Annotated in this window: 10 protein-coding genes; 7 read left to right on the forward strand and 3 right to left on the reverse strand. The window is 69.9% G+C overall.

Annotation, left to right across the window (positions count from 1 at the left end; all coding sequences use genetic code 11):
• Positions 1 to 340: 340 nt before the first annotated feature.
• Positions 341 to 1195: a glycosyltransferase family 2 protein gene (locus VFW79_RS10325; RefSeq protein WP_329677219.1), complete on the forward strand. Its 855-nt coding sequence runs from the start codon at positions 341 to 343 to the stop codon at positions 1193 to 1195.
• Here the strand turns inward: VFW79_RS10325 and VFW79_RS10330 are convergent.
• Positions 1170 to 2111: a glycosyltransferase family A protein gene (locus VFW79_RS10330; protein ID WP_329677220.1), complete on the reverse strand. Its 942-nt coding sequence runs from the start codon at positions 2109 to 2111 to the stop codon at positions 1170 to 1172. The two genes, VFW79_RS10325 and VFW79_RS10330, sit on opposite strands and share 26 nt — an antisense overlap.
• Positions 2108 to 4432, reverse strand: a complete 2325-nt coding sequence (locus VFW79_RS10335) for a hypothetical protein (protein WP_329677221.1) — start codon at positions 4430 to 4432, stop codon at positions 2108 to 2110. Before VFW79_RS10335 ends, VFW79_RS10330 begins: the two co-directional genes overlap by 4 nt.
• Positions 4433 to 4604: 172 nt before the next feature.
• On the opposite strand from VFW79_RS10335, the gene VFW79_RS10340 reads away from it, so the two are divergent.
• Complete coding sequence (locus VFW79_RS10340) at positions 4605 to 6452, forward strand: ABC transporter ATP-binding protein (protein WP_329677222.1); 1848 nt, start codon at positions 4605 to 4607, stop codon at positions 6450 to 6452.
• Positions 6453 to 6507: 55 nt separating this feature from the next.
• Here VFW79_RS10340 and VFW79_RS10345 read toward each other — a convergent pair whose 3' ends face one another.
• Complete coding sequence (locus VFW79_RS10345; RefSeq protein WP_329677223.1) at positions 6508 to 7353, reverse strand: glycosyltransferase family A protein; 846 nt, start codon at positions 7351 to 7353, stop codon at positions 6508 to 6510.
• A 185-nt stretch (positions 7354 to 7538) separates the two neighbouring features.
• Between VFW79_RS10345 and VFW79_RS10350 the strand changes: the two genes are divergently transcribed.
• The 5 genes from VFW79_RS10350 to VFW79_RS10370 all read left to right on the forward strand — a co-directional run.
• Positions 7539 to 8390 (forward strand): hypothetical protein, encoded by an 852-nt coding sequence (locus tag VFW79_RS10350; RefSeq protein ID WP_329677224.1) that lies wholly within the window; start codon positions 7539 to 7541, stop codon positions 8388 to 8390.
• Between the two features lie 49 nt (positions 8391 to 8439).
• Positions 8440 to 9831 carry an O-antigen ligase family protein gene (locus tag VFW79_RS10355; RefSeq protein WP_329677225.1) on the forward strand — a complete coding sequence of 464 codons (1392 nt, stop codon included), beginning with the start codon at positions 8440 to 8442 and terminating at the stop codon, positions 9829 to 9831.
• Entirely contained in the window at positions 9824 to 10687 is an 864-nt protein-coding gene (locus tag VFW79_RS10360) for a glycosyltransferase family A protein (protein ID WP_329677226.1), read from the forward strand. The genes VFW79_RS10355 and VFW79_RS10360 overlap by 8 nt, the downstream gene beginning before the upstream one ends.
• 52 nt (positions 10688 to 10739) lie before the next feature.
• Positions 10740 to 11678 (forward strand): glycosyltransferase family 2 protein, encoded by a 939-nt coding sequence (locus VFW79_RS10365; protein WP_329677227.1) that lies wholly within the window; start codon positions 10740 to 10742, stop codon positions 11676 to 11678.
• Positions 11679 to 11833: 155 nt separating this feature from the next.
• The coding region (locus VFW79_RS10370) for a transcription-repair coupling factor (protein WP_329677228.1) at positions 11834 to 14461 on the forward strand (2628 nt) is incomplete at its 3' end.

Raw genomic sequence — 14461 nt, forward strand, 5'->3', positions numbered from 1 at the left:
CCAGCTGCGTGATGAGTGCCAGACATCAGTGCTTCGCCCGTTGTCCTGGTCGACGTCGACCGCACGCTGCGTCGACGTGTCGAGCTGGGCGACGGCGTGTGGCTCCGAGTGGGCGGCAGTGCCACCCACGACGACGACGGCGCCCACAAGCAGGGCAGCCAAGAGGCCTGCCTTTGCCCCCTTCCCGGTCGAGGGGCGGTGCCGGTCGCGACGGGACCGTGCGGGACGATGTCCGGGCCGTTCACCCGTTCGGCTTAACATGACGTCCAAGTTAGGTGAAATGACTATGGTATGGCAAACGCCCTGGACAAAAGCGGACATATAGCGGTATATTGACAATGTGAATGGCCCCCTCATCACGGTCGTGATGCCCGCGCTCAACGCGGCAGGGACGATCGGCGAACAGCTCGCGGCTCTCGCGGCGCAAGACACGAACCTGCCGTGGCAGCTCGTCGTCGTCGACAACGGATCGAGTGACGAGACCATCGCCATCGCCGAGTCGTTCCGTGCTGGGCTGCGCGACCTGGTTGTCACGACCTGCAGTCGGCCGGGTCCGAGCGCCGCTCGGAATCTCGGCGCTCGCGTGGGTTCCGGAGACCTGTTGCTGTACTGCGACGCGGACGACCGGGTCGCGCCGGGATGGGTGGATGCGATGGCGCGCGCCCTGCAACAGGCGGACGTCGTCGGCGGAGCCTTCGACAACGACACCTTCAACGACGGAGCCATGGAGAGGCACCCCGCCGGGGTTCCCGTCACCGCAGGATTTCTGCCACGAGCGATCACTGCGAACCTCGGTGTACGCAGATCGGCGTGGAGTGCGGTCGGTGGGTTCGCCGAGGACTACGGGTACGGCTCCGAGGACACGGAGTTCTGCTGGAGGCTTCAGGTGGCCGGGTATCGGATCGGGTACGCGGAGCAGGCCGTTGTCGCCTACAGGTACCGCAGCTCGTTGCGAGCAGTCGCGGTCAAGGCGTACAAGAGCGGGCGATCGCGGGCCCGGCTCTTCCGAGACTTCGCACCGCACGGCATGCCTCGACCCCGCCTGACAGGGGTTGCCTGGCGCTGGGTTCGCATCGTGCTCACCGCACCGCTGGTGCCGTTCTCCGTGGGTCGGCGGTGGTGGTGGGTGAACGAGTCGGCTGCCGCGGCCGGTCGTATCGTCGGAAGCGTCAGGTTCCGGGTGCGGTACCTCTGACCGGCACCGCACGTGCTCGACCGGTCGTCGCGACCCGGCGGAGCACGACACTGCATCGGACCAGACGGACGAAGGTGAACGCGGCGGCGTAGCGCGCCTTGGCGGACCGACCTTCCGGGCGATCCCGGCTCCAGACCCTGAGCCACACCGAGGCAGCCGTGCGCGCCTCGTGGCGAGCCGAGGCGAGGAGTTCCGCGCGAGCCGTCGGGCCAGCCTTGTCGGCCAAGCCGATTGCCACCCGCAGGGACTTCTGCCCGAGGTCCCGCCAGCCGGGGCGCGACGGGTGATCGACGATGGCTCGATCGCTGTAGACGAGGTGTCCGCCGGATGCGAGCAGCCGGTTGCCCCAGTCGAGATCGCCACCCGACTTCAGGTTGGCGTCGAAATCGCCGACCCGGTGGAAGCTGGCTGCCCGCACGACGAGGTTCGCCGTGGCAGCAAAGGAGAGCTCGGCGACGTATCTGGCTTGCTGGAAGTCGTGCATGACCTCGTAGAGCTCGGGCCCGGTGGTGGCAGCCGACCCGTGGCGGAACACCAGATGAATCGCGCCACCGACAGCGTCCGGCAGGTCGGCCGCCTCGAGCCGTGCGACCGCGTTGCTCAACCAGTCGGGCCGCGGTCGGCAGTCTGCGTCCGTGAATGCCAGGACGGTGCCCGTGGCGGTGGAGACACCAGTGTTGCGTGCGGCGTACGAGCCCCGCCGTTGCTCAGCGACGAGCCGGAACCGCTCGTCGTCCGGCAGGGCAGGCCGGAGATCGTCGGTCGAATTGTTGTCCACGACCACGACCTCGAACTTGTCGCGCGGGTATTCCTGGGCGGCGAGGGCTGAAAGACACAGGCGCAGGCGGTCGACGTCGTTGTACACCGGCACGACGACGGAGACCGTCGGTGCGTCCGAAGCGGTCCGGGCGCTCATGGGGTCGCCACCTGGGCCCGCCGTCGCGCCCACGCGGCGAACTGCCGGCCCACCCCGGCCCGCGCGCCATGGAGCGTCCTGCGTGCGAGACGAACCCCACGTCGCGCTGGTGCGCGCGGTCCTGTGAGCAGCCGCTCTGCCCGGAACAACGCCCTGTGCAGGTGCTGCGACCAGGGCGAACCGTCGACGAGCACATCGAGGGGAAGCCCCGCGAACCCGAGCCAGCGCCGTTCGTACGTCGTGGGTCCGACCGGAACATCGCCGGGGAAATCCAGGGGAGGGCCAACGAAGTTGTAGCTCCTCGCGAACGGCGGCGCCTGACCGTCGGCGTACCTGTACGCGAACTCGAAGTCAACGATCTTCAGCCCATGCCGGGGGTCCAGCACGAAGTTCTGCGGCTTGGCGTCGACGAGGTCGTACCCCAGCTCGTGGATCCGCCGGAGCACGGCGACCATCTGCCGCAGGATCGGCACGGGGACGAGCCTCCCGTCGGGCACAGGTCCCATCGGCGGCAGAGCGTTCTCGTAGAGCGGGCAGCTGAACCAGTTGGGTCCCGCCTCGACGAGCTCGGGCACAGCCTCGACGAGCGGACCCAGCTCCCGGAGTGTTGCAACCTCGCGGTCCAGGAAGCGACGGAACCCCTCGGCGTACGTCTTGCGTACGACGGCGCCCTGCGACCCCTGGATGACCTGCACCCTGGCGCGCCGGCCACGGCTCAGCTCAGCGATCACGGGCCCGGTCGTCTGGAACGCGTTCTCCCGGCGCTCGACCTCTGCGCGCAACGCCTCGACCTCGGCGGGCAGTGCGAGCTCGACGTAGTGCCAAGCATCGACGACATCGTCGGAGGAGTGCACCGCGTTGAAGCGCGCGTCGGCGGGAACGAGGGCGTCGACGACCTCCCGGATCCGGCGCTTGGCGAAGTAGACCTCCGCGTTGGAGAGGTGGGGGTACTGCACCTTGACGGATCCGATGACAGCTTGCGGCGCGTGGTGCAGAGCGACCATGACGGCCGCGGGACCCCCGCCGCTCTCCGGGAACGGGCCACGCCCCCAGTTGCCACCGCGCGCCTCGCGGGCACATCGGCTCCGAGCGTCCTCGTCGAGCTCACGGGTGGCTAGGACCTCGAACCCGAAGTGGTCCAGGACCGCGGAGATGTCGTCCAGGTCGACGACCGTCAGGGCGCGTTCCCGGACGAAGAACACGGAGATCTCCGCGGTGTCTTGTGCGTCTGCAGCCTCGGATGCGGCGTGCGCGCGGACCCAGGGATTGACGGCAGCCAGCCGGCGCAGCGTGTCCACCGGAGGTCGCCATCCCACTGTCGCAAGGTAGCCGTCGATCTCCTCGAGGGTCTGCGGCAGCGTGACGCCGACTGCGCGTGCCAGGTCGCCGAGGACGGTGGGGTAGTCGTGCTCCGGCGCCTCGTCCTGGGCATCGAACGGGAGCAAGCGGCCGCTGTCCGTCGAAGGCAGGCCCGACCGTGAACCTTTGTGATACACCGCGTGGTACGCCATCGAGTGCAGGTGGTCTACCGGAGACGGCACCAGGGCGCCGCTGCCGTGCACGACCGCACGATCGAGGATCAGGCGCGCGAGCTGCGGGGGGTAGTAGGCGGCGTTCTGGAAGTCGGCGCCGTCGAGGCCGGTCTCGCTGTAGACGTCCACGGGGATCGTCCCGGGCTCCTCCCCGAGGATGCGGTGCACCGTGGCGAGATCGTCGTCAGCGACGAGGAGGTCAAGGTCCTCTCCCGGCCCGATCTCGGGCAGCGTCTCGAACCAGCGCAGGGCCGCATACCGCACGCCCTCACTCCCGAGGCGCTCGACGAAGCCCTCGATCCCTACGGCCGGGGAGAGGTAATGCCGCGGCCGCGGCCTCTGCTCGTGCCTGGGGGGCAGCTGAAGCACGTCGAATCGGACCCCGTCGGCGGCCCATTGCCCGACCCTGGTCGCCCACCCGCCGAGTCGGCTGACAAACCGAGCCCCCTGGGTCTCCACGGACAGGGGCGTCAGCGGAGCCGGAGGACGCTCGACGGCGACGATGCTCACGCCCCTCAAGTCGCGCACAGCCCACAACAGCCGGGCGAACGACGCCCGGAGGATCAGCAGGTCGCAGCTGGCATGCAGGGGTTGGTCCGGGTCGGTCAGTGGCCAGAACCGCTCGCCGAGCCCGTCCGCCCCGGCCCGGGCACGCTCCAGCCGCTGAGGTGGGACGAGTGCCAGGTACCGGGTCTGACCTGCCGCGGCGAGTGTCCGGGCGAGGTCCGCATCAGTGGCGCCCACGTCGATGACGCGACTCTCGGGCGGCAGGAGCGAGAGGAGGTCCACCTCGACCACTTTAGGGTGGGTTTGCGGTCAACGTGTCGGTCTGCCCGACCTTTCACCCGGCTGGCGCCGGGGCGCAGAGCTCCGGGCCGTCCAGAATGGGAAGAATATCCCGTGGGGTACGGTGCTTGTGACCGCGCCTCAGCCGCCGCAGTCGAGAGCGAGGACCACGCCGTTGAACGCATCCGTGGCGGACTCCGACCCGTCGGCCCAGGCGCCGACAGGTCGGCCGAACCTGCTCTCGGCCTTCCGGCGCGCATGGAAGGCCTGGCGTCGTATCTCTGCCTTCTTTCGAGGCTCGCGCAACCGGCTCGCAGTTCTCTCCGTCGTCGCAGTCGTCGCCGGCCTGGCCGAGGCGACCCTCCTTGCACTCATCGCCACGGTCGCGACCGCGCTGTCGCAGGGCCGCTCCGACGTGACGGCACACGTCGGTCCGGCGACCGTGACCGCCGCGCTCCCGGCGATGTTCGGCGTCGCGCTGGGACTCGCCGTGCTGCGCGGTGGCCTGCAGGTCTGGTTGGCCTACCTTCCTGCGGCGATGAGCGCTCACGCCATGGCCCAGCTCCGGCGACAGCTGTTCGACGCGTTCCACGGGGCCGCGTGGGCGATCAAGTCGTCCGAGCGCGACGGGCAGTTCCAGTCGCTGATGAACCTGCACATCACGACCACGAGCCAGGCGATCATCACGCTGGGCACCGGGATCACGTCGGCCCTGATGTTCGTGACGCTCCTCGGCTCGGCCCTCGTGCTGAGCCCCGTTGCCGCCGTCATCCTCAGCGTCGCCTCCTTGGGTCTGTTCCTGGCCTTGCGCCCGTTGGCCCGGCGTCTTCGGCGTCACGCCAAGGCACTGAGCACCGAGAACATCGAGTACTCCAAGGGCGTCCAGGAGGTCGTCCTCATGGCCGAAGAGGCCCAGGTGTTCGGCGCGTCGACCAACTACCGGGAGTCCTTCTACTCGCGCATCGAGCACGTGCGGCTGCCGATGCTCCGGACGCGGTTCCTGGCGGGCGCAGTCCCGGCGCTGTACCAGAGCGTCGCTCTTCTGGTGATGGTGCTCGCGCTCGTTGCAGTGTCGCTGGTCGACGCGAGCAAGATCGCCGCGCTCGGGTCGGTCGTGCTCCTGCTCGTTCGAGCGCTGAGCTATGGGCAGCAGATCCAGACTGCGGTCACGAACATCGACGAGGCCGCTCCGTTCATGAACCGCCTCGCCGACGCGATCGAGCGGTACACCGACAACCCGCAGCAGGACGGACCGTTGCCGCTCCCCACCATCGAGCGCATGGGGATGAGTGACGTGCGCTTCTCGTACGTCCCGGGCAAGGATGTCCTGCACGGCATCAGCTTCGACGTGCGACGAGGCGAGGCGGTCGGGATCGTCGGGCCCTCGGGCGCCGGCAAGTCCTCCATCGTCCAGCTCCTCCTGCGGCTGCGGGACCCGGACTCGGGCCACGTGGTGATCAACGGCAGTGACGCGCGCGAGCTGCAAAGGTCGGACTGGCAGCGGCATGTCGCGTACGTCCCGCAGACACCTCAGCTCATCTGGGGAACCGTCTGGGACAACATCCGCTTCTACCGGCCTGACCTGACCGATGACGACATCCGGACCGCTGCCCGCCGCGCGCACATCCACAGCGAGATCGAGTCGTGGCCGCAGGGATACGACACCGTCGTCGGTCAGCGGGCCTCGGCGGTCTCGGGCGGTCAACGACAGCGGCTGTGCCTGGCAAGGGCGCTGGCCGCGCAGCCGGACGTGCTGATCCTCGACGAGCCCACCAGCGCGTTGGACGTGCGCTCGGAGGAGCTCGTGCAGGAGTCGTTGAGCCGGCTCAAGGGCGACCTGATCCTCTTCTTGGTGGCCCACCGGCTGTCGACCCTCTCGATCTGTGACCGCGTCATGGTCGTGGTCGATGGCCGCCTCGAGGCGATCGACCGCCCGTCCCAGCTACTCACGACCAACGACTTCTTCCGCGACGTGAGTGAGATCACGCGGAGACAAGGCGCCGCGTCGCACGACGGCACGTGACTCGAACAGCCGGACCGATCGGGTGGTGACGCTGGATCGTCACGTCGTCACGTCGTCACCACGAGCCGCGGCCACGGGCGAGCTTCTGCAGGCGACGCCGACCGTTGTGCACCTTGGCCCGCCAGCCGGCGTACTGGCGAAGGTCGAGCGTCGCGCGCTGGACGGCGAGGGCGGACTCGTGCTCCTGCTGTGCCCACGCCTCCACCGTGCGGATGCCGAGGGCTTGCGCTGTCAGGGGCATCCGACGGAGCAGGTCCGCATCTGTCCGGAAGAGCGTGTGGGGTGATCGGGGGTCGTCCATGTTGTCCTCGTGGATGAACGGGTAGGCCCACCCGTTCACCGCCCCACCTCGCGCGAGGGCGATGCAGTACTGCGAGAACGACTGTCCCTGAGCCAGGGGTCCGCTGCGCTCGACCATGGCGCGTGGCAGCAGGTACCCGCTCCCCTGGACCCAGTGGTTGCGCAGGAGGCTGTATCCGCCCTGGTACTCGACGATCTTCGTGGCGGCCAGCTCGGGCACGAAGTCCTCGTCCAGGAAGCGCCAGCACCCGATCGCGCCGAAGTCAGGGTTCGCCTCATGCATGCTGCGCAGGCGACCGACCCAACCGTTCTCGGGCAGGCAGTCGTCGTCGACCTTGGAGACGTAGTCACCGTCGGCCTCTGCCCACAGCCAGTTCGTGGGCGCCGTCAGGCGGACGTTCTCCGGGCTGTGGTGGAAGCGGTGGACCCGCGGGTCGGCAGCGTGCTCGCGCACGACGCTCAGGGTCTCTTCGTCGCTGCCGTTGTGCCACAGCCAGACTCGGCTGTGCTCGTCGCACGTGGACAGCAGGTGCGGGAGCGACACCCTCACGTGCTCCGGGCTGTTGTAGGTGATCATCAAGATGTCGGCTACACCGGTCATGCGGGCCTCCTGACGGACCTTCTGACGTTAGCGGGCCTTGCCGCGACGCACCCTGGGTCGCTGCCTCGGGCTTGCCGCCAGTCGGGTGAAACTTCGCCGCCTGGCGTCGAGGGCCATGGAGTGCCCAGTCGGAGGTGGCATATTGTTGCGTTCGGGACAATCCGGGGGAAATCCGAGGTGGCGGCATGGACCTGTTCACGATCATCGGCACCTGCCTGCGGCGCTGGTACATCACAGTGCCCATCTTCGCGCTCGCGGCGTGGATGTCCTTCCAGGCCTACCAGGCGGTGCCTTCGGTCTACAGCAGTGCCGTGTCGATCGTGGTGCTTCCGAACAGCACGCCTCAGCCGGTCGAACCCACCCCGGCGGCCACGCCGGTTCCCGACAACCCGTACTCCGGGTCCGGCGGGCCGCGGTTCGCAGCCGCCGTCTTGGCCCGGAACATCAACTCGAGGGACTACCGCGCGCTTGTCGGGCTGGCGGACGCCCCTGACGTCACGTTCACCGCGACGGCGTCAGCCGACCAACCCATCATCAGGATCGATGCGACCGGACCCACTCCCGAGATCGTGACGTCGACGCTCGAGGCCGTGACGACCGAGGCGAGCGTCGTCCTCGCGGACTTCCAGACGGCTGCGGGTGCGCCGGAGATCAAGCTGTATCGCATCGCTCCTGCGGTCCCGGCGGACCGGGTGGAAGATGTGACGCCGAGTCGTTGGCGGTCAGCAGGCGCCATCCTTGTTCTCGGCGTCGCCATCGCTGTCGTCCTCGCAACGTCCCTGGACAGCGGACTGCGGCGCTTGCGGGGTGTGGGCGTGGACAGCCTCGACCCGACGATGGAGGCAGCACCGGACGACGTCGACAGCGTACTGCGCCGCGAGGACAAGGCACGCCGGAAGCTGCGCATCGGGCGGGCCGCTCGGAAGGCGCCCCTGGTGGGTACTGGGGCCCAGGCCCTGGGCAAGGCCGTCCCTGAACCGATCTCCGACGGAGCGAGGCGTGCCCCCGTTCGTGGCACAGAGGTCGTCGATGCCTAGTGGCCGACCGCAGCCGATCGGGGGCGATCAGCTCGCTCGGCATCGCCAGATGCAGCCTCAGGGACCGTGGTTCGCGATCGTCATCCTGCCGTTCGTGGCACTCACGATCCCCGCTGCGCTCGTGTTCACGGGACCGTTGGAGTCCAACGGATGGGTCGGACGTCTGATCGTCTTCTGGGTCGCCGCCGCCGTGATCGTCGGCTGGGTCGGCCGAGTCGGTCGGCCGCCGCGGGCATCGCCGTCAGACATCGGGCTCTGGTTGCTGATCGGAGCGCTGACCACGTCGGTCGCCGCAAGCGGGCTGCGTATTCTCACCGAGTCCGAGTCGACCGGGGTCACGCGCGCCGCGCTGGTGATGTTCCCGCTCGCGATCGTCGCTCTCGGCATCTCTGCCGGGGCGGACCGGCGCCGGACCGACGCTCTCCTTGCGGCGATCCTGGTCGGCGCCACGGTGAGCGCGCTGGTGGGGGTGATGCAGTTCGTCAGGCCGTTCGACCTCGCCACCGTGATCCGGCTCCCTGGCATGACAGCGCGACAGCTCGGTGGGATGGGTTCGCGTGGTGGATTCTTCCGGGTCAAGGGGGCCGCGGGTCATCCCATCGAGTTCGGCGTGATCTGTGGCGCCCTGGTACCCCTCGGAATGCATTTCGTGCGGTTCGGACGGACCCACAGCAGGAGAGTCCTGGCGACGATGGCGACGGCGTGCCTCCTGCTCGGCATCCCGATGGGCGTCTCGCGATCGGGCATCCTCGTCGTGGCCGTAGCGCTGAGCGTGTACGCAGTCGTGCTGTCCGTCCGCCAGAGGATCTCCCTGCTCATCCTCGGTGCCGGCGCCGCGCTCGTGATGCGCGCCGCGATCCCGGGCCTCTTGGGCACCGTGACGAGCTTCTTCGAGAACGCCTCGACCGACAACAGCGTCAGCGGCCGGACGCAGGACTACGCCCAGATCGATGCGTTCTTCCGCGAGACCCCCATCCTCGGGCGAGGTCTGGGCACGTTCCGCCCGGAGGACTACTTCTTTCTTGACAATCAGTACCTGCTCGCCCTGGTCGAGGGCGGGATCGTGCTCGTCGTTGCGACGATTCTGTTCTTCCTGTTCGCCGCGGCGGCGTGCCGTGGAGCGAGTGTGCGAGCAGCGCGAGCCATCGACGCCTCTCGTGCCCAGGCCGTCATGGCGGCGTTGCTGGCGATCGGCGTCTCCGGTGCGTTCTTCGACCTCTTCAGCTTCGCTCAGGTGACGGTGCTGGCCTTCATCCTCGTCGGCATCGCGGGGGCGCTGTGGCGCCAAGGGGTCGACGACGGGTTGCCGATCCCGAGCGCGGTCGATCGAATCCGCGGACTGCGGGTCCCCGTGAGCGCGGGGCGGCGCGCGGCAGACGGACGGACACCAGCGGGGCTGGCCGTCGGTGATGCTCTGAGCCGACGGTCGGTCCATGACTGAGCACGACCGCGTGGTGACCGTGGTCATCCCGGCGCACAACGAAGAAAGCGTCATCGGGCGTTGCCTGGCGACCCTGCTCGCCGAGGCCGAGCCCGACGAGTTCGCGGTGCTCGTCGTGAGCAACGGGTCGACAGATCACACCGTGTCCCGCGCGCAGTCGGTCCGAGGCAGCCGGGGAGCCTCGGCGCGCGTTCTCGAGCTTCCCGAACCGTCCAAGGTCGCGGCCGTGCGCGCGGGCATGAGCCTGGCGGCTGCCGGTGCGGTCATCGTCCTGGACGCCGACGTGGAGCTGCCGACCCGCGCGGCTCGCGCCCTGAGAGACGTGTTGGCGAATCCGCTCCCGATCGTGGCTTACCCCACGCTGCGGCTCGACACCACCGCGGCATCGTGGGTGGTTCGGCGCTACTACGCGGTGTGGACGGCCTTGCCCTACGTGACAGAGTCGATGGTCGGGTCAGGCGTGTTCGCTCTCAACGCACCTGCGCGCGCACAGCTGGGGGAGCTGCCGGACGTCGTCAACGACGACGGGTGGGTGCGGCACTCGTTCCCGCCGGAGCGCCGGGTCGTCGTCCCCGACGAGGTCACCGTGTACTCCGCCCGGACCGCGCGGGCGCTTGTCGCGCGCCGTGCCCGCATCGTCAATGGCAACCGGGCGCTGGCCCATGACCTCGGCCACGACGAAGCGACGAAGCGCGGGTCCGTCGTGCTGCGCCAGCTGCGCCTCGGACGTGTGCGCGCACCCGACGTTGTGGTCTTCGGGGCCATGACGTTCCTGGGCCGAGTGGCGGCCCTTGTCCGGCGTGCGCGGCACGACGCCGCATGGTCGACCGACCAGACGTCGAGGGAGATCGAGTGACGCGCGCGGCGCACCCCTCCCCGCTCGCCGGGTCAGCAGAGAGTTGAACACCGTGAACCCCGAGGTCTCCGTCGTCATCGTGACCCACAACAGCCCCGCGTGGGTCGAACGATGCCTTCGAGCCCTGCTCGACGAGGCGCGGCCGGTCGCGTCGTTCGAGGTCGTCGTAGTTGACAGCGGGTCGGAGCAGACCACCCGCGACCTGCTCCAGCGGTGGGCGGACCGTCTGATCCTGCGCCTCTCGGTGGACAACATCGGATTTGCGGCGGGCTGCAACTGGGGTGTGCAGCTGACCTCAGGAACCGACGTGCTGCTGCTCAACCCCGACGCGGTCGTGCACCCGGGCTGCGTCGATGCGTTGGTCGGCGCCCTCGAGATGGACCCGGGCGCCGGGATCGTGGGCGGCAGGACCTTGAGGCCCGACGGGACGGTCGACCCGAGCTCGTGCTGGGGCGCGCCGACCCTGTGGAGCTGGTTCTGCTTCGCCACCGGTCTCAGCTCGGTGTTCCGTCGCTCGCGCGTCTTCGACCCCGAGTCGCTGGGTCGATGGGAGCGGGACAGCCCACGACGCGTGGACATCGTGACGGGATGCCTGCTCATGACGCGTCGTTCGACCTGGGACCGGCTCGGAGGGTTCGACCTGGACTACTTCATGTACGGCGAGGACGCTGATCTGTCGCTGCGCGCCGCTCAGCTGGGCATGCACCCGGCGATCACCCCGGACGCGGTGGCGATCCACGCCGCCGGTGCGTCCTCCGGTCAAGGTTCCGACAAGGTCCGCAGGCTGATGACAGCGAAGGCAACGTTGGCGCGCAAACGCTGGAGCCCAGCGCGAGCACGTGCCGGAGTGCTCCTGCTGCTCGCCGGTGTGGGCCTGCGGGCTCTCGCCGAGCGGCTCGTCGGGCGGCGCGAGCCCGTCTGGCTTCCGGTGTGGGCCGATCGAGGCTGGGCCCGCGGCTGGGGAAGCGCAAGCATCGTCCCGCGGGCGTGACGTCTGCTCTGACCGTGACGGGACACCGGCTGCACCAGGCTAGAGGCGTCCCTGCCTGACGTCCTCCGAACGGGTGCTCGTAGACTTCTCGGCGTACCCCGGGTCCGTGCTGGACTCGGGGCGCTCGTGCTGCCGTCGCCGCCCCGAAGGACCCCATGGACCTCACTGGACTCCTGCCCGCCCTGCTCGCCGACCCGGCCGCGGCCCGCGCGGTCGAGCTCGTGCGCTCGGGCGGCGAGGTCGACGTCGTCGGGCCCGCCGGCGTGCGGCCGCCCCTGCTCGCAGCGCTCTCGGCGCGTCGCCCGCTCGTGGTCGTCACGGCAACAGGGCGCGACGCCGACGAGCTCGCGGCCGCGCTGCGCGGCTACGTGCCCGACGACTCGGTCGCGGTGCTGCCGTCCTGGGAGACGCTCCCGCACGAGCGGCTGTCCCCGCGGAGCGACACGGTCGCGAGACGGCTCGCGGTGTTCCGCCGGCTCGCGCACCCGACGGCCGACGCCGGCATGACCGGGGAGATCCGCGTCCTCGTGATGCCCGTGCGCGCGCTGCTGCAGCCGGTCGTCGGGGGGCTCGGCGAGCTCGAGCCGGTCGCGCTCGCGGTCGGCGACCACGTCGACCTGACCGAGGTCGCCGACCGGCTGGTCGCCGCTGCGTACTCGCGCGTGGACATGGTCGAGAAGCGCGGTGAGTTCGCGGTCCGCGGCGGCATCCTCGACGTGTTCCCGCCCATCGAGGACCACCCGCTGCGGATCGAGTTCTGGGGCGAGGACGTCGAGGAGATCCGGTGGTTCTCGGTCGCGGACCAGCGGAGCCTCGAGGTCGCGACCCACGGGCTGTGGGCGCCGCCGTGCCGTGAGCTGCTGCTGACCGACGCGGTGCGCGAGCGGGCCGCCGAGCTCGTCGCCCAGCTGCCGGGCGCCGTCGAGATGCTCGACAAGATGAGCGTGGGCATCGCGGTCGAGGGCATGGAGTCGCTCGCCCCCGCGCTCGTCGACGAGATGGTCCCGGTGCTCGACCTCGTGCGACCGGACTCGGTCCTCGTCCTGGTCGACCCCGAACGGGTGCGGCGCCGCGCGCACGACCTGGTCGCGACGACCGAGGAGTTCCTCGCCGCGGCCTGGACGTCGGCCGCGGCCGGGGGGTCGACGCCCATCGACCTGTCCGCGGCGTCGTTCGCGCCGTTCGCCGAGGTGCGGGCGCTCGCGGCCGTGCAGGGGCTCGGCTGGTGGACGCTGAGCCCGTTCACGCTCGACGCGGAGGCCGTCGAGGCCGGCGATGCGACGGGCTCCGGCGACGTCGTCGGGCATGTGTCGGGTGCGGTCGAGACGCTCGTGATCGCGGCGCGCGACGTCGAGCGGTACCGCGGTGAGGTCGCCCGGGCGATCTCCGACGTGCGAGGGCTCCAGCAGGCGGGGTGGCGGCTCGTGCTCGCGACCGAGGGGCACGGCCCCGCGCAGCGCATGACCGAGCAGCTCAAGGCCGCCGACGTGCCGGCCCGCCTGGTGACGTCGCTCCACGGCGATCTCGAGGGTGGCGTCGTCCTCGTCGTGCCCGGCACGGTCGGGCCCGGGTTCGTCGCCGAGCCCCTGCACCTCGCGGTCTTCTCGGAGTCCGACATCACGGGACGGGCCGGCTCCTCGACGCGCGACATGCGCACGATGCCGAGCCGGCGGCGCAACGTCGTCGACCCCCTCGCGCTGCGGCCCGGCGACTTCGTCGTGCACGAGCAGCACGGCGTGGGCCGGTTCGTCGAGCTCGCGTCCCGCACCATCGGCTCGGGCGCGTCCGCGGCGACGCGCGAGTACCTCGTCATCGAGTACGCGTCGTCCAAGCGCGGCCAGCCGGGGGACCGGCTCTACGTGCCGACCGACCAGCTCGACCAGGTCACCAAGTACGTGGGCGGCGAAGCGCCGAGCCTCAACCGCATGGGCGGCGGCGACTGGGCGAAGACGAAGGGTCGCGCCCAGAAGGCCGTCAAGGAGATCGCCGCCGAGCTCATCCGGCTGTACTCGGCGCGCATGGCGACCCCGGGCTACGCGTTCTCGGCCGACACGCCATGGCAGCGCGAGCTCGAGGACGCGTTCGCCTACGTCGAGACGCCCGACCAGCTGGCCACGATCGACGAGGTCAAGGCCGACATGGAGAAGCCGGTCCCGATGGACCGCCTGATCTGCGGCGACGTCGGCTACGGCAAGACGGAGATCGCCGTGCGCGCGGCGTTCAAGGCCGTCCAGGACGGCAAGCAGGTCGCGGTGCTCGTGCCCACGACGCTGCTCGTGCAGCAGCACCTCGACACGTTCAGCGACCGCTACGCGGCGTTCCCCGTGACGGTCAAGGCGCTGTCCCGGTTCCAGTCGACGGCCGAGAGCAAGGAGGTCGCAGCGGGCCTCGCGGACGGCAGCATCGACGTCGTCATCGGCACGCACCGGCTCATCACCGGTGACGTGCACTTCAAGGACCTCGGCCTCGTGGTGATCGACGAGGAGCAGCGGTTCGGCGTCGAGCACAAGGAGACGCTCAAGGCGCTGCGGACCAACGTCGACGTGCTCGCGATGAGCGCCACGCCGATCCCGCGCACGCTCGAGATGGCGGTCACGGGCATCCGTGAGATGTCGACGCTCGCGACGCCGCCCGAGGAGCGCCACCCGGTCCTGACGTTCGTCGGGCCGTACGAGGAGCGGCAGATCACCGCGGCCATCCGGCGCGAGCTGCTGCGCGAGGGCCAGGTGTTCTACGTGCACAACAAGGTGGACTCGATCGAGCGGACCGCGTCGCGCCTGATG

This window comes from Cellulomonas sp. (assembly GCF_036279715.1).
GTDB lineage: Bacteria > Actinomycetota > Actinomycetes > Actinomycetales > Cellulomonadaceae > Cellulomonas_A.